General features: G+C 63.0%; 15 protein-coding genes and 1 tRNA gene. 6 read left to right on the forward strand and 10 right to left on the reverse strand.

Going from position 1 to position 14,282, the window contains the following annotated elements; genetic code table 11:
• The 3 genes from ACK3BK_RS19085 to hda all read right to left on the reverse strand — a co-directional run bounded on the left by ACK3BK_RS19085 (position 1) and on the right by hda (position 2,144).
• Positions 1 to 537 carry a C40 family peptidase gene (locus ACK3BK_RS19085; protein ID WP_186667144.1) on the reverse strand — a complete coding sequence of 179 codons (537 nt, stop codon included), beginning with the start codon at positions 535 to 537 and terminating at the stop codon, positions 1 to 3.
• A 135-nt stretch (positions 538 to 672) separates the two neighbouring features.
• Positions 673 to 1,314 carry a C40 family peptidase gene (locus tag ACK3BK_RS19090; protein WP_054890952.1) on the reverse strand — a complete coding sequence of 214 codons (642 nt, stop codon included), beginning with the start codon at positions 1,312 to 1,314 and terminating at the stop codon, positions 673 to 675.
• Between the two features lie 125 nt (positions 1,315 to 1,439).
• Entirely contained in the window at positions 1,440 to 2,144 is a 705-nt protein-coding gene (gene hda, locus ACK3BK_RS19095) for a DnaA regulatory inactivator Hda (protein WP_054890953.1), read from the reverse strand.
• A 322-nt stretch (positions 2,145 to 2,466) separates the two neighbouring features.
• Between hda and choX the strand changes: the two genes are divergently transcribed.
• The 3 genes from choX to ACK3BK_RS19110 all read left to right on the forward strand — a co-directional run bounded on the left by choX (position 2,467) and on the right by ACK3BK_RS19110 (position 5,739).
• Complete coding sequence (gene choX / locus ACK3BK_RS19100; RefSeq protein ID WP_411383090.1) at positions 2,467 to 3,402, forward strand: choline ABC transporter substrate-binding protein; 936 nt, start codon at positions 2,467 to 2,469, stop codon at positions 3,400 to 3,402.
• Entirely contained in the window at positions 3,402 to 4,322 is a 921-nt protein-coding gene (locus tag ACK3BK_RS19105) for an alpha/beta hydrolase (protein WP_411383091.1), read from the forward strand. The genes choX and ACK3BK_RS19105 overlap by 1 nt, the downstream gene beginning before the upstream one ends.
• A 124-nt stretch (positions 4,323 to 4,446) precedes the next feature.
• Positions 4,447 to 5,739, forward strand: coding sequence for an MFS transporter (locus tag ACK3BK_RS19110; RefSeq protein ID WP_411383092.1), 1,293 nt, complete (start codon positions 4,447 to 4,449; stop codon positions 5,737 to 5,739).
• A 487-nt stretch (positions 5,740 to 6,226) separates the two neighbouring features.
• On the opposite strand, the gene ACK3BK_RS19115 is transcribed toward ACK3BK_RS19110, so the two are convergent.
• The 5 genes from ACK3BK_RS19115 to dapA form a co-directional block, all read right to left on the reverse strand.
• A tRNA-Ser gene (locus ACK3BK_RS19115) sits at positions 6,227 to 6,316 on the reverse strand.
• Between the two features lie 91 nt (positions 6,317 to 6,407).
• Complete coding sequence (purC, locus tag ACK3BK_RS19120; protein WP_063545856.1) at positions 6,408 to 7,118, reverse strand: phosphoribosylaminoimidazolesuccinocarboxamide synthase; 711 nt, start codon at positions 7,116 to 7,118, stop codon at positions 6,408 to 6,410.
• Between the two features lie 29 nt (positions 7,119 to 7,147).
• A complete protein-coding gene (locus tag ACK3BK_RS19125; protein ID WP_153773364.1) occupies positions 7,148 to 7,906 on the reverse strand; it encodes an MBL fold metallo-hydrolase in 759 nt (252 codons plus the stop codon).
• Entirely contained in the window at positions 7,907 to 9,022 is a 1,116-nt protein-coding gene (bamC, locus tag ACK3BK_RS19130) for an outer membrane protein assembly factor BamC (RefSeq protein WP_065862225.1), read from the reverse strand.
• Between the two features lie 17 nt (positions 9,023 to 9,039).
• Positions 9,040 to 9,927, reverse strand: coding sequence for a 4-hydroxy-tetrahydrodipicolinate synthase (gene dapA / locus ACK3BK_RS19135; RefSeq protein ID WP_186718949.1), 888 nt, complete (start codon positions 9,925 to 9,927; stop codon positions 9,040 to 9,042).
• Positions 9,928 to 10,187: 260 nt separating this feature from the next.
• Between dapA and ACK3BK_RS19140 the strand changes: the two genes are divergently transcribed.
• Both ACK3BK_RS19140 and ACK3BK_RS19145 read left to right on the forward strand, forming a co-directional pair.
• Positions 10,188 to 10,745, forward strand: a complete 558-nt coding sequence (locus tag ACK3BK_RS19140; protein WP_054890967.1) for a glycine cleavage system protein R — start codon at positions 10,188 to 10,190, stop codon at positions 10,743 to 10,745.
• A 9-nt stretch (positions 10,746 to 10,754) separates the two neighbouring features.
• Complete coding sequence (locus ACK3BK_RS19145) at positions 10,755 to 11,228, forward strand: peroxiredoxin (RefSeq protein WP_054890968.1); 474 nt, start codon at positions 10,755 to 10,757, stop codon at positions 11,226 to 11,228.
• 81 nt (positions 11,229 to 11,309) lie between these two features.
• Here ACK3BK_RS19145 and ACK3BK_RS19150 read toward each other — a convergent pair whose 3' ends face one another.
• Together ACK3BK_RS19150 and ACK3BK_RS19155 are read right to left on the reverse strand one after the other, a co-directional pair.
• Positions 11,310 to 12,380, reverse strand: a complete 1,071-nt coding sequence (locus tag ACK3BK_RS19150; RefSeq protein WP_186667149.1) for an AI-2E family transporter — start codon at positions 12,378 to 12,380, stop codon at positions 11,310 to 11,312.
• A gap of 23 nt (positions 12,381 to 12,403) precedes the next feature.
• Positions 12,404 to 12,643, reverse strand: a complete 240-nt coding sequence (locus ACK3BK_RS19155; RefSeq protein WP_186667150.1) for a sulfurtransferase TusA family protein — start codon at positions 12,641 to 12,643, stop codon at positions 12,404 to 12,406.
• A 119-nt stretch (positions 12,644 to 12,762) separates the two neighbouring features.
• Here ACK3BK_RS19155 and ACK3BK_RS19160 point away from each other — a divergent pair, with 119 nt between their 5' ends.
• On the forward strand, positions 12,763 to 14,196 hold the full coding sequence (locus ACK3BK_RS19160; RefSeq protein ID WP_186709563.1) for a M48 family metalloprotease: 1,434 nt from the start codon (positions 12,763 to 12,765) through the stop codon (positions 14,194 to 14,196).
• Positions 14,197 to 14,282 lie beyond the last annotated feature (86 nt).

Raw genomic sequence — 14,282 nt, forward strand, 5'->3', positions numbered from 1 at the left:
TCAGGGATTCTGCGCCAGATGCCCCGGCGTCAACACCCGCTTGGCCTGCAGGTAGGCCTTGGACCAGTAGCTGTTCGACAGGTAGTCCAGCCGCACCGTACCGCCGGTGGACGGCGCATGCACGAAGCGCCCTTCACCCACGTAGATCCCGGCATGGCTTACCTGCGAACCACCGCCGGTGGCGAAGAACACCAGGTCACCGGACTGCAGTGCGTTGATGTTCACGGTCGGCGCACGCATGACGATCATCTCGCGGGTCGAGCGTGGCAGGCTGATGTTCGCCGCATCGCGGTACACATAACCGATCAGGCCACTGCAATCGAAGCCCGAGTCCGGCGTGTTGCCGCCCCAGCGATACGGGGTGCCGACCAGACCGATGGCACGGATCAGCACGTCGTCAGCCACGGGCGACGAGGAAGGCTGGTCAATGAAGGTAACCTGCGGCTTGGCCACGGGTGCCGGGGCCGGAGCACGGCTGGAACAGGCGGCAAGCAGTGCCACCAGGGAGAGGAATGCGAAGCGCGTCATCATCGCCATGGGTCAGAACCTGTCTGAGACCAATCGGCCGCAGCCGAAAAAAGAGTTAAGGATTTAGATTAGACGCTATTCGTAAATGCGCACGGCGGCTAGCTTTTCAGCTACGCCGCCGTGCGAGGATACAGCATTTTGATATCAGTTGCGCGACAGGGTAGTGGTCGGCGCCATGGCCAAGGCACGCTTGGCTTCGATGAAGGTCTTGCTCCAGTAACGGTCACCGAGGTTGTCGATGCGCACACCACCGCTGCGGCGGCTGCTGGAGTGGATGAACTGGTTGTCGCCCAGGTAGATGCCGGCATGGCTGACACGGCCACGGCCATTGGTGCTGAAGAACAGCAGGTCACCTGGCTTGAGCTTGTTGCGTGCGACCTTGGGTGCGTCGACGTTGATCATCTCGCGGGTCGAGCGCGGCAGGTTCATGCCGGCCTCTTCGCGGAACAGGTAGCCGATGAAGCCGCTGCAATCGAAGCCGGACTGCTCGGAAGTACCGCCGAAACGATAACGGGTGCCGATCAGCGACATGCCACGCTCCAGGATGCTGTCTGCAAGGACGGGCAGCTGGTAGGGCTTGCTGTTGCTGGAGAAGGCTTGGAGGTCTTCATCGGTGGCGAGGTCTTCTTCATCGAATACCGACGAATGCGACGCCTTGGCCTTGACCGCGGTTTGCGCGGTGACCGATGGGTGATCCTGGGGCTGGGAAATCGGGCCTTGGGCCGCGCAGCCAAAAAGCAGGGTCACGAGTGCGAGTGGCACGAGGGGTGCGAAGCGCTTGAGCATGGGCACGACCGTGTCTGTAATCCTTTAGAAGGGGGAAACTATGCCTTCTATCGGACCTATTTGCAAATTTTATCGAAAAAAATGTGACTTTTGCGTTTTGCCGCTCTGGCCCGGTGTTTTCAGGGTTACCAGCCGAGGGTTTCCTTGAGGAAGGGGATGGTCAATTTGCGCTGGGCCTGCAGCGAGGCCTGGTCGAGGCGCTCGAGCAGATCGAACAGTGCGCTCATGCTGCGCGTGCCACGGGTGAGAATGAAGTGCCCGACCTCATCGGTCAGGTGCAGGCCACGACGTGAAGCCCGCAGTTGCAAGGCGCGCAGCTTGTCTTCGTCGGACAGGCCACGCATCTGGAAAATCAGTGCCAGCGTAAGCCGTGACTTAAGGTCGGCAAGCTTGATCGGCAGCTCCCGCGGCGAACTCGATGCCGCCAGCAGCAAGCGCCGGCCGCTGTCTCGCAGGCGATTGAACAGATGGAACATCGCCTCTTCCCAGTCGGCCTTGCCGGCAATCACGTGCAGGTCGTCGATGCACACCAGCTCGTACTGCTCCAGATGATCGAGCAGCTCCACGCCACGGTCGAGCAATTGCGCCAACGGCAGGTAGACAGCGGGTTCGCCCAGTTGCTGGAAACGGTGGGTGGCAGCCTGCAGCAGGTGAGTACGCCCCGCGCCCTGCTTACCCCATAGATAGATGAGGCTCTCGGTCCAGCCGGCGTCGGCTTCGCACAGCCGCTCGACATAGCCCAGCGCCGCGGCGTTGGCACCCGGATAGTAGTTGATGAAGGTGGCGTCATCGCGCAGGCGCACACCCAGGGGCAACTGGATCGGTTTCATGCTGGCGGGCGGTCGCGAGGACCAAAGGGGGCCTTTGGTGAAGAGTTTGCAAAGTCTATACCCGCAACGCGGGCGGCACAATCAGGGAGGGGAATAGCGCAAGCAAAATCAACGGGTTGCGTGATGTTTGAACAACCAGAACAGCGTCCCGGCCAAGCGCCTCATCCGGTAGCGTGCCAAACTCGAAGTCGCCTGGGTGCAAAAGCAGGTCGCCTGGGTGCGATTTTTCCGCTCGGCCGGCTCATAACCTGAGCGGCAGCCACCGCCGCGCGGGGCGTCATGACATAACAACGATAATCACCGTCTCGTGAGGGGAAAAGTCATGCAGCGATCGATCAAGGCGGCCACCTGCGCCGCACTCCTGAGTATCAGCGCAGCCAGCTGGGCCGCAGAACCCGCCGCTTGCCAGAATGTGCGCATGGGCTCGGTGAACTGGACCGATGTCGTCGCCAGCAGCGCCGTCGCCGAAGCCCTGCTCGACAGTCTGGGCTACAAGGTCAAGCAGACCAGCGCCTCGCAGCAGATCGTCCTGGCCGGCATCGCGGAAAAACGCCTCGATGTGTTCCTCGGTTACTGGCAGCCGACCATGCAATCGGTGGCCAAGCCCTTCCTGGACAAACAGCAGATCGACGTGATCAGCCCCGCCACCCTCGCCGATGCTCAGTCCACCTATGCCGTGCCTGCCTACGCCTACGACGCAGGCCTGAAAACCTTCGCCGACATCGCCAGGTTTCGCGACAAGCTCAAGAACCAGCTGTACCTGATCGAACCGGGCAGCGGCATGAACCGCATCACCGCGCAGATGATCGCCGAAGACAAATTCGGCCTGAAGGGCTTCAAGGGCATAGAGTCCAGTGAGGCTGGCATGCTGACAGCGGTCAAGCGTGCCGTGCAGAAGGGCGAGTGGGTGGTGTTCGCCGGCTGGAAGCCGCACCCGATGAACCTGCAGATCGACATGCGCTACCTCTCCGGCAGCGATGACGCCTTCGGCCCCAACGAAGGCTCGGCCACCGTCTCGATCATGACCGCTGCCGGTTACCAGCAACAATGCGGCAACGTCGCCAAGCTGCTGCACAACCTGCGTTTCACCAATGAAGGTGTGAGTCAGGTCATGGAGCCGATCCTCAACCGCAAAGCGCCGCTCGATGCCGCGCGAGACTGGCTCAAGGCACACCCCGAGCAGGTCTCGGCCTGGCTCGAAGGCGTCACCACATTCGACGGCAAGCCCGCCGATGCGGCATTGGTCGCGCAACGGTAATGCAGCGCTACGCACTCTCGGCCGGCATGCAGGTCTTCATCGAGCGGACCCGCGCCTTCGGTGTGGCCGATCCCGCACTGACGGCCCAGCGCGCGGCCTATTCACGCATGGCAGCCGCCTTCACCCCGCCCTGCCCGAAAGGCGTGCAGGTGCGCGACCTGAGCTTGCCCGGACTGGCGCCGCTGCGCGTGTTCCAGCCTGCACAATCGGCACCGGCCGATGGGTGGCCAGCGCTGCTATTCATGCATGGCGGCGGCTGGATGCTGGGCGGGCTCGATTCACACGCATTCTTCTGCGCCGAACTGACAGCTCGCCTGGAGGTGCTAGTGGTGGCGGTGGATTACCGACTCTCGCCGGAAACCCCCTTCCCCGCCGCCCTGCACGACAGCCTCGCCGCCTGGCGCGCCCTGCGCGATGGCGTGCTGGATATACCGATCGACCCCACGCGCCTGGTCGCCATCGGCGACAGCGCCGGGGGTAACCTCGCCGCCGCCTTGTGCCTGGCACTGCGCGAGGCCGGTGAGCCGCAGCCGCGCATGCAGGCACTGATCTATCCAGCACTGGGCGACGAGGACAGCGTGTCGCGACGCGAATGTGCCGATGCGCCGCTGCTGTCTGTCGCGGACATGCAGGCCTGCCTGAATGCCTACCTGCCCTCCACTACCCGCAGCCCGCTGGCGCTACCGCTGCTCGCCGACAATTTCAAAGGGCTGGCGCCCGCTTTCATTGCCGTGGCCGAGTTCGATCCATTGCGCGATGACGGCCTGCTTTATGCGCAACGGCTGGAGGATCACGGCGTGACAGTGGATTACTTCCCCGGCCACGGGCTGGTTCATGGCTGCCTGCGGGCCAGGGAGCTGCCGGAGGTGGAGCAGTTGTACGAGGCACTGTTAGCGGCGCTCGAGAACAGCCTCGATTGATCGTCCGCTGACGGCACCACAGGCGCCAACCTAATGAAAGTTTCATGTTTTGACTCATGCTCTTTCTGCAAGAATCTTTAGTTACAACCTCTTACAAAGATTCGCTGAATAGCTGGAGCCTGTGATGAATCCCACCCTCCCTGCCAAAGCTTCATCCAAAGCCGGAAGAGTCTTCCGGGTGACCTCCGGCAACTTCCTCGAACAATTCGACTTCTTCCTGTTTGGCTTCTACGCCACCCAGATCGCTGCCGCGTTCTTCCCTGCCAGTAACGAATTCGCCTCCTTGATGATGACCTTCGCCGTGTTCGGCGCAGGCTTCCTGATGCGCCCGCTGGGCGCAATCATCCTTGGTGCTTACATCGATGACGTAGGCAGGCGCCAGGGCCTCATCGTGACCTTGGCGATCATGGCCAGCGGCACCTTGCTGATCGTGTTCGTGCCCGGCTATGCCAGTATCGGTCTATGGGCGCCCGCCCTGGTGTTGCTAGGCAGGCTGCTGCAAGGGTTCTCGGCCGGCGCCGAGCTCGGCGGCGTCTCTGTTTACCTGGCGGAGATGGCCACGCCCGGGCGCAAAGGCTTCTACGCCAGTTGGCAATCGGCCAGCCAGCAGGTGTCCATCATGGTTGCCGCAGCCCTGGGTTATGGCTTGAATCAGTGGTTGTCCGCCGAGGAGCTCTCCCAGTGGGGATGGCGGATTCCCTTCGCCGTGGGCTGCCTGATCGTCCCGTGCATCTTCCTGCTGCGCCGTAACCTGCAGGAGACCGAAGAATTCGCCAAACGCGAACATCGCCCGACCATGAGCCAAGTGTTCAAGACGCTGTGCGCCAACGCATCGGTGGTGATCCTGGGCATGCTGATGGTGGCCATGACCACCACCGCTTTCTACATGATTACCGTGTACGCCCCGACCTTTGGCAAAACCGTGCTGCAGCTCGATACCAGTGACGCATTGATGGTGACCTTGCTGGTCGCCGTGTCCAACTTCCTGTGGCTGCCGATCGGCGGCACGTTGAGCGATCGCCTGGGACGCAAACCGCTGCTGGCGGCGATGTCCCTGCTGACCGTGCTCACGGCATATCCTGCTCTGTCGTACCTGGCCCAGAGCCCCAGCTTCGCTCACATGCTGGAGGTGCTGCTGTGGTTCTCGTGCCTCTACGGCGTGTACAACGGCGCACTGATCCCGGCCCTGACCGAAATCATGCCCACCGAAGTGCGTGTTGCCGGATTCTCCCTGGCTTATAGCCTCGCCACTGCGGTATTCGGCGGCTTCACCCCGGCGGTGTCCACCTGGGCGATCCATGCCACGTCAGACAAGGCCGCCCCGGCTTACTGGCTGATGTTTGCAGCGCTGTGTGCGCTCACTGCAACGCTTGTGCTGTATCGCCGCCGGCCTGCACGCAGCACGGCTGTTGCCTGAGGGTGTGACGGATCCTTACGAGTGCTGTGCAGAGCGCTGGAAAGTAAATTCGCATAACTAAAAAGCGCGCCCGAGCTTCTCGGGCGCGCTTTCGGCTTAGTCCTGGTTCATTCTACCTGTAGGAGCGGGCTGGTCCCGCGATGGGGGCGCCGCCATCGGCAAAGATCCATAGCGATCTACTAGCATCCTGGTCAAAGCCATCCTGACCAGGCCTCTGATCGCGGCAGCTCCTGACCCCAAAACAATCGTCGGTCTGCAATGCTCAAGGCAACACCCAGATCCTGAGCAACCTGTTTCAAAAGGAATTCGAGTTTCAGTGATCGAAGCGGCCTGTCAAAGCCGGTCGTTGAATTGGCAGCGACCCGGCAGACTTGAGGCCGAAGCGCTGATATCTGCCGCAAACTCTTGAGAGCCTCGAGCCTACCTATCGTCGAATTTTGCCCATAAAAAAGCCCCGCTGATTTTCATCAGCGGGGCTTTTCATGTATGGCGGAGAGATAGGGATTTGAACCCTAGGTACTGTTGCCAGTACAACGGATTTCGAATCCGTCCCGTTCGACCACTCCGGCATCTCTCCAGTGGCGCGCATCATACCAGCGTTTTCGTTTCTGGCAAACCTTTTTCGAAAAAAATTCGCGTGGTATCAGGCGCTTGCGTGAGCGTGCGGGTTACAGCGGCACGCCCAGGCGCTTGGCGACTTCTTCGTAGGCTTCGATGACATCGCCCAGACCCTGGCGGAAGCGGTCCTTATCCATCTTCTTGCGGGTTTCCTTGTCCCACAGGCGGCAGCCATCAGGGCTGAACTCGTCGCCCAGGACGATCTGGCCGTGGAACACGCCGAACTCCAGCTTGAAGTCAACCAGCAGCAGGCCAGCGTCATCGAACAGCTTGCTCAGCACTTCGTTGACCTTCAGCGACAGCTTCTTCATCTCGACCAACTGCTCGGCGGTGCCCCAGCCGAACGCGACAACGTGGGATTCGTTGATGAAGGGGTCGCCCTTTTCGTCGTTCTTCAGGAACAGCTCGAAGGTCGAAGGCGTCAGCTGGATGCCTTCCTCGACGCCCAGGCGCTTGACCAGGCTGCCGGCAGCGTAGTTACGCACGACGCACTCGACCGGGATCATGTCCAGCTTCTTGACCAGGCACTCGTTGTCGCCCAGCAGCTTGTCGAACTGGGTCGGCACGCCGGCTTCTTCGAGCTTCTGCATGATGAAGGCGTTGAACTTGTTGTTGACCATGCCCTTGCGGTCCAACTGCTCGATGCGCTTGCCGTCGAACGCCGAGGTGTCGTTACGGAACAGCAGGATCAAGCGGTCGGCGTCGTCGGTCTTGTAAACCGATTTGGCCTTGCCGCGGTAGAGTTCGTCGCGTTTTTCCATGATGGGCTCCGCTTGCTTGAGTGGTTGGGCTAGGCGATTTCGCGCCAGTCGAGCCCGTGTTCCTGATTCGCCACCTGGAGCCAGTCCGGATCGCACCCCAGGGTGTCGACGAAGCACTGACGGGCCAGTTGTGGCAGGTTGTTCTTGCTGCTGAGGTGGGCCAGCACCAGGTGTTGCAGGTGCTTCCAGCCCAGCTCGGCCACCAGGTTGGCAGCCTGGTGGTTGTTCAGATGTCCTTGGCTGCCGCCAACCCGCTGCTTGAGAAAGTACGGGTAGTGCCCGCGCGCCAGCAGGTCACGGCAGTGATTGGCCTCGATCAGCAACGCGTCGAGGCCCTGGTAACGCTCCAGCAGGTACGTATCGTAGCTGCCCAGGTCGGTGAGCATGCCGAAACGCCGGCGCCCGTCACTGATCACGTATTGCAGGGGTTCGAGCGCATCGTGCTCGACCCGCGCGGCACTGACCTGCAGGCTGCCAATGTCCAGTACGTCGCCACAACCGAGAAAACCGGCGACCTCCACCGGCTTGCGCATGCCGCGCAAGGTCCCTTGGCTGAGGTAGACCGGTACATTGTAGCGCCGCGACAGCAACCCGACGCCATGCACATGGTCGGCATGTTCGTGGGTCACCAGCACGGCGCTCAGTTGTGCTGCCGACACCCCGAGCAGCGCCAGGCGCCGCTCGGTCTCGCGCAGGGAGAACCCGCAATCGACCAGGACGAAGGTATCGTCACTGGCGATTAGCGTGCCATTTCCCTGGCTACCGCTTCCCAGTACCGCGAAGCGCACTTAGCCCAGACGGTCCTGGATCGCGCTCAGCACGCGGCGGGCCACATCGGCCGGGGCCACGGTGTTGATGTTCTTCTCGACGGTGACCTGGACCGACTCGCCCACCTTGCTCAGGCGCACCTGGTAGCGCTCGGCGCGTGCTTCACGCTCTTCCTTGCTCGGCGCGCTGCCGAACAGGCGGCTGAAGAAGCCCGGCTCGTTCTGCTTGTCCTCGGGTTTCTCGGACAGGTTGATGTAGTACAGGCCCAGGCTGCGGTTGATGTCCTCGACACGCCATTCGCCCTGCTCCAGGGCGCGGCCTACGCCAGACCAGGCGCGGTCCAGGTCCGAGCCCAGGAACAGCACCGGGTTGCCGCTGCCGTCCTCGCTCAGGCTGACCTGGCTTGGGGCATCGAAATCGCGCGCCGCCAGCAGCGACACCGAACCGCCCTTCTCGGCGCTGCGGTTCATGCTGGCCAGCAGTTCGTCGACCAGCAGCGCATCGACGCCGGTGTTGCTCGACGTGCTCGGGAAGCCAGGCTCGGCGGTGCTGCCGGCCGGACGCTCGACACTGACCACGTACACCTCGGAGGTATTGCGCTGCACGCCGGGCTCCATGCGCACACGGACGCGCACTTCGCTGTCCGGGCTGCTGGAGGTGCTGGCCAGGCGCTGGCCGAGCGAGGCAGACAGCTCATCGAAGCGCTGCCAGGTGGTGTTGAACTCACCCGTCTGCGGACGCTCTTCGGCAATGCGGAAACCATTGTCTTCAAAGTACTGGCGCGCGACCGGCCAGACTTCGGCCGGCGAGCGCTGGGCCAGCACCCAACGGTTGGCACCGCTGCGCTGCAGGGTGAAATCGCTGACGTCGGCGCTGGCCGACAGCGGCTGCGGACGCGGAACTTCGAACTCGCCAGTGGCGTTGTCGTCGGCCACGTTGCGCGGGATCGGCAGCAGCGGATCCAGGCGCTTGACGTTGGCGGCGTCCGGCGGCAGTTGCATCGGCGCAGTCGGGTGCGCCTGCAGGTAATCGCTGCCGCGGTCGCGGAAATAGCCATCCTCGCCCCACAGCCAGCCGCACCCGCTGGTGCTGGAGATGATCAGGGCGAGCGCGGAAAGACCAGCCAGTCGCTTCATGCGGTGTACTTCCTCGATTAAACCAGTACGCCGGACTGGCGCAAGGCAGTACGGACTTTTTCGTGACAGCCTTCGCTCAGCCAGGTCAGCGGCAGGCGAATGCCCTTGTGCATCAGGCCCATTTCCACCAGCGCCCACTTCACAGGGATCGGGTTGGCTTCGCAGAACAGGTCTTTGTGCAGCGGCATGAGTTTTTCGTTGATCGCGCGGGCCTTCTCGGCATTGCCCTCAAGGGCGGCCTCGCACAGATCGGCCATTTCGCGCGGGGCGACGTTGGCGGTGACGGAAATATTGCCCTTGCCGCCCATCAGGATCAGCTCGACGGCCGTCGGATCGTCGCCGGACATGACGATGAAGTCCTTGTCGACGCCGTCGAGGATGGCCTTGGCACGGACCAGGTCGCCGGTGGCTTCCTTGATGCCGATGATGTTCTTGACCTTCGACAGGCGGATCACGGTCTCGGCCTGCATGTCGCAGGAAGTGCGACCGGGCACGTTGTAGAGGATCTGCGGGATGTCGACGGCTTCGGCGATGTGCTTGAAGTGCTGGTACAGGCCTTCTTGCGTCGGCTTGTTGTAGTACGGCACCACCAGCAGGCAGGCGTCGGCGCCGGCATTCTTGGCGTTCTGCGTCAGGTGCACGGCTTCGGCGGTGGAGTTGGCGCCGGTGCCGGCAATCACCGGGATGCGGCGGGCGCTGCGCTTGACGCGCTCGACCACGTGCTTGATGACCAGGATGTGCTCTTCGACGTCAAGCGTGGCGGATTCGCCAGTGGTGCCGACCGCTACGATCGCGTGGGTGCCCTTTTCCAGGTGGAAGTCGACCAGTTTATCGAGGCTGTCCCAATCCAGACGCCCTTGTGCATCCATGGGTGTGACCAATGCCACCATACTGCCCGCGATCATGAAACTGCTCCTGCCGGAAAAAGAGAGCGGTAATGGTACTGGCGCCATCGACCTTGCACAAGCGAAGCTGGCGGGCGGAGCATTCCCCTCGGCGTCGCTTTTCGCTACCCTTGATTCTTTGATCGGCGCAGTGCGGCCCGCCGGGCCGTCGACAGTGCTCCACGCCAGTACTTCGTCATGCCCCACAGGGCTGCGAATAAGGGCGACAGTGAGGCTTGCTCTCGTCCTTCGCCGACCGCTCATCGCTTTAGGAATGCTGCATGTCCACCGCCCCCCGCGAACAATTCCTCGTCATCAGTGCCCTGGGCCCCAATCCCATGGAGCTTGCCAACGTCCTCAGCCGCGCAGCCTTCGAAAACCGCTGTGCGGTCGTCACCTCGCGCCTGTCGCGCCACGGCGAAACCAGCGCCCTGGTACTGCAGGTCGGTGGCAGCTGGGATGCCCTGGCCCGTCTTGAGACCACCCTGCCCGGCCTTGGCAAGAAGCATGGCCTGACCCTCGATGTGGTGCGCAGCGCCGAGCAGGAGGTTCGCCCACAGGCACTGCCCTACGTTGCCTACGTCAGCGCCGCCTATCGCCCGGACATCATCAACGAGCTGTGCCAGTTCTTCCTCGACCACCGCGTCGAGCTCGACGGGATGACCTGCGACACCTACCTCGCCCCGCAGACTGGCAGCAGCATGCTCAACGCACAGTTCACCGTGATCCTGCCGGCCGGCACCCAGATCAGCTGGCTGCGCGACCAGTTCCTGGATTTCGCCGACGCCCTGAACCTGGACGCCCTGATCGAACCCTGGCGTCCACAGAACCCTGTCTAAGGAGCTCCCATGGCCGTTGCCATCGACCAACCCGTTGCCGACTTCCAGGCCCAGGCCACCAGTGGCCAGACCATCAGCCTGTCCGCGCTCAAGGGCCAGCAGGTGGTGTTGTACTTCTACCCCAAGGACAGCACGCCGGGCTGCACCACCCAGGGCCAGGGTTTCCGTGACCAGCACGAAGCTTTCAAGGCTGCCAACACCGTGGTGCTGGGCGTCTCGCGTGATGGCATCAAGTCCCACGAGAACTTCAAGGCCAAGCAAGGCTTCACCTTCGAGCTGATCAGCGACAAGGACGAGGCGCTGTGCCAGCTGTTCGACGTGATCAAGCTGAAGAAGCTGTATGGCAAGGAATACCTGGGCGTGGACCGCAGCACCTTCCTGATCGACAAGGACGGTGTGCTGCGCCAGGAATGGCGCGGGGTGAAGGTGCCCGGGCATGTGGATGCGGTGCTGGCGGCAGCGCAGGCCCTGAACAAGGCCTGATATCGCCTTGAATTTTTTCGCGGGCAAGCCCGCTCCTACACCTGTAGGAGCGGGCTTGCCCGCGAAAAGAACACCACAGTCCTACAGTAGTGGCGCCACCGTCGGCTCCTGCCGCGGCCAAGCGTCGAGTACCGCCTTGAACAGCGTCGCCAGGGGAATGGCGAAGAAGATCCCCCAGAACCCCCACAGCCCACCGAACAGCAGCACCGCGCAGATGATTGCCACCGGGTGCAGGCTCACCGCTTCGGAGAACAGCAGCGGTACCAGCACGTTGCCATCCAACGCCTGGATGATCGCGTACACCGCCATCAGGTAGAAGAACTGATCACCCCAGCCCCACTGGAACAGCGCGATCAGGGTCACCGGCACGGTCACCACCACCGCCCCCACGTAGGGCACCACCACCGACAGCCCCACCAGCAGCGCCAGCAAGGCCGCGTAGTTGAGCCCCAGGCTGATGAAAGCGATATAGGTGGCGATGCCGCAGATCAGGATCTCGATGCCCTTGCCGCGGATGTAGTTGGCGATCTGCCGATTCATCTCGTCGCCCACGCGGGTCAGCAACCTGCGTTCACGCGGCAGGTAGCCGCTGACCCAACGGGCGATCATCTCGCGGTCCTTGAGGAAGAAGAACACCAGGATCGGCACCAGCACCAGGTAGATCATCGCATTGACCAGCAGCGGCAGGCTGGAGAGCGAGAACGTCAGCGCCCACTGGCCGAACTTGCCGATCTCGCCACGCACCGACTCGATGGCGCGCAGCACCTGCTCGTCGGAGACCAGGTGCGGATAGCGCTCGGGCAGCAGCAACAACAGCGATTGCCATTTGCCGAGCATGCCCGGCAACTCGTTGAACAGGGTGATCAACTGGTGCCACAGCAACGGCACCAGCACTACCAGGAACACGCCCAGCGCCCCCATGAACAGGGCGAACACCAGCCACACCGCCATGCGCGTCGGCACCTTGAAGCGCTCCAGGGCGTTGACCAGCCCCTGCATGAGAAACGCCAGGACCATGCCCGCCAGCACCGGCGCGAGCATGCCGCCGAGCGTGAGCACCACGGTGAAGGCCAGGAACAGCAGGACCGCCAGCACCACCGCTTCCTCATCGGAAAAGTAGCGCTGCATCCAGTCGCGAAGCACTTTGAACATTGACGATCCTTGGGAAAGAAGACTCAGGCCTTGCGTAGCCAGTAGGTGTAGGTCCCTGACTCGGCCGTTTCACGAAGCAGCGTATGACCGGCAAGCTGGGCAAACGTGCGAAAGTCACGCTGCGAGCCGGCATCGGTGGCCACTACTTTGAGGACCGCGCCGCTGGCCAGGCGATTGAGCTCCATTTTCGCCTTGAGCAGCGGTAATGGGCAGTTCAGCCCGCTGGCGTCGAGCTCAGCGTCGCAGGTCGGGGTGTCGATCATCAGGAGTCTCCATGGCGGGCGCAATAAGGTGTTGCAGACGATGTCCGTAGGATACCGCCACTGGTCGGCAAGGTGCGAGCGGGCTACAGTAAGGGTTTTGATCGACGCGAGCTTCGTGCATGAATCTACTGCGCCCTACCCTGCTGACGCTGGCCTGCCTGATGGCCCTTCCTGGCCATGCCGACGACCTGCCGTCGCTGGGTGATGCCAGCTCTGCGATCGTTTCGCCGAAACAGGAGCACGACCTGGGCCGCGCCTGGCTGAGCCTGCTGCGCGGACAGGTCAACCAGCTCAACGACCCACAGCTCAAGGACTACGTCGAAACCAGCGTGTACCGGCTGGCCGAGACCAGCCAGCTGCAGGACCGGCGCCTGGAATTCATCCTGATCGACAGCCGCGAGCTCAACGCCTTCGCCGCGCCCGGCGGCATCGTCGGGGTCAACGGCGGCCTGTTCCTCAACGCCCAGACCGAAGGCGAGTACGCCTCGGTGCTGGCCCACGAACTGGCGCACTTGTCGCAACGCCACTTCGCCCGCGGCGTCGAGGCCCAGCAGCGTATGCAACTGCCCATGATGGCGGCGCTGCTGGCCGGTATCGTGCTGGCTGCCGGTGGCGGTGGCGATGCCGGGATCGGCGTGATCGCCGGCACCCAGGCCGCTGCCCTGCAGGAACAGCGGCGCTTCTCGCGGCAGAACGAGCAGGAAGCCGACCGCATCGGCATCCTCAACCTGGAAAAGGCCGGCTACGACCCACGCAACATGCCGAGCATGTTCGAGCGCCTGGCCCGCCAGTACCGCTATGACGCCAAGCCGCCGGAATTCCTCCTGACCCACCCGGTCACCGAATCGCGTATCGCCGACACCCGCAACCGCGCAGAACAGGCGCCCAAGGGCGGCGTCGAAGACAGCCTGCGCTACCAACTGATCCGCGCCCGCGTCGCCCTCACCTACGAAGGCACGCCGGGCCTCGCGGCCAAGCGCTTCCGTGCCCAGCTTGACGAAAACCCCAACCTCGACGCTGCCCGCTACGGTCTGGCCCTGGCGCAGATCAAGGGTGGCCAGCTGAACGAGGCACGGGAAAACCTCAAGCCGCTGCTGGCCAAGGCACCCAACGACATCACCTACAACCTGGCGCAGATCGACCTGGACATCACCAACAACCGCCTGGCCGATGCCCAGCAGCGCGTCACCCGCATGCAAGGGCTGTATCCGGGTAACTACCCGCTCAAGCAGGTGAGCGCCGACCTGCTGGTCAAGCAGAGCAAGCCAGCCGAAGCAGAAAAGGTGCTGGACGACCTGGTCAAGAACCGGCCGGACGACCCGGATGTCTGGTACGACGTAGCCGAGGTGCGCGGGCTGTCAGGCAACACGATTGGCCTGCACCGGGCACGGGCGGAGTACTTCACGCTGGTGGGCGATTTCGATCAGGCAATCCAGCAGTTGGACTACGCCAAGCGCCGGGCAGGAAGCAACTTCCCACTGGCTTCGCAGATCGACCAGCGCCAGCGGGAGATCATGGAGCAGCAGCGGATGGTCAAGGACATGATGCGCTGATATGGACAGGGGCCGCTGCGCGCCCCAATCGCGGGACGAGCCCGCTCCCACAGCGAGCGAGGACATCACTCACTGAGGGAGCGGCA

Origin of the sequence: Pseudomonas sp. L7 (assembly GCF_046605565.1) — a bacterium.
GTDB classification, from domain to species: Bacteria; Pseudomonadota; Gammaproteobacteria; order Pseudomonadales; family Pseudomonadaceae; genus Aquipseudomonas; species Aquipseudomonas wayambapalatensis.

Bases quoted from the DNA above. Each gene is read 5' to 3' on its own strand.
- ACK3BK_RS19085 (WP_186667144.1), bottom strand. From the start codon at position 537: ATGGCGATGATGACGCGCTTCGCATTCCTCTCCCTGGTGGCACTGCTT.
- ACK3BK_RS19090 (WP_054890952.1), bottom strand. From the start codon at position 1,314: ATGCTCAAGCGCTTCGCACCCCTCGTGCCACTCGCACTCGTGACCCTG.
- hda (WP_054890953.1), bottom strand. From the start codon at position 2,144: ATGAAACCGATCCAGTTGCCCCTGGGTGTGCGCCTGCGCGATGACGCC.
- choX (WP_411383090.1), top strand. From the start codon at position 2,467: ATGCAGCGATCGATCAAGGCGGCCACCTGCGCCGCACTCCTGAGTATC.
- ACK3BK_RS19105 (WP_411383091.1), top strand. From the start codon at position 3,402: ATGCAGCGCTACGCACTCTCGGCCGGCATGCAGGTCTTCATCGAGCGG.
- ACK3BK_RS19110 (WP_411383092.1), top strand. From the start codon at position 4,447: ATGAATCCCACCCTCCCTGCCAAAGCTTCATCCAAAGCCGGAAGAGTC.
- purC (WP_063545856.1), bottom strand. From the start codon at position 7,118: ATGGAAAAACGCGACGAACTCTACCGCGGCAAGGCCAAATCGGTTTAC.
- bamC (WP_065862225.1), bottom strand. From the start codon at position 9,022: ATGAAGCGACTGGCTGGTCTTTCCGCGCTCGCCCTGATCATCTCCAGC.
- dapA (WP_186718949.1), bottom strand. From the start codon at position 9,927: ATGATCGCGGGCAGTATGGTGGCATTGGTCACACCCATGGATGCACAA.
- ACK3BK_RS19140 (WP_054890967.1), top strand. From the start codon at position 10,188: ATGTCCACCGCCCCCCGCGAACAATTCCTCGTCATCAGTGCCCTGGGC.
- ACK3BK_RS19145 (WP_054890968.1), top strand. From the start codon at position 10,755: ATGGCCGTTGCCATCGACCAACCCGTTGCCGACTTCCAGGCCCAGGCC.
- ACK3BK_RS19150 (WP_186667149.1), bottom strand. From the start codon at position 12,380: ATGTTCAAAGTGCTTCGCGACTGGATGCAGCGCTACTTTTCCGATGAG.
- ACK3BK_RS19155 (WP_186667150.1), bottom strand. From the start codon at position 12,643: ATGATCGACACCCCGACCTGCGACGCTGAGCTCGACGCCAGCGGGCTG.
- ACK3BK_RS19160 (WP_186709563.1), top strand. From the start codon at position 12,763: ATGAATCTACTGCGCCCTACCCTGCTGACGCTGGCCTGCCTGATGGCC.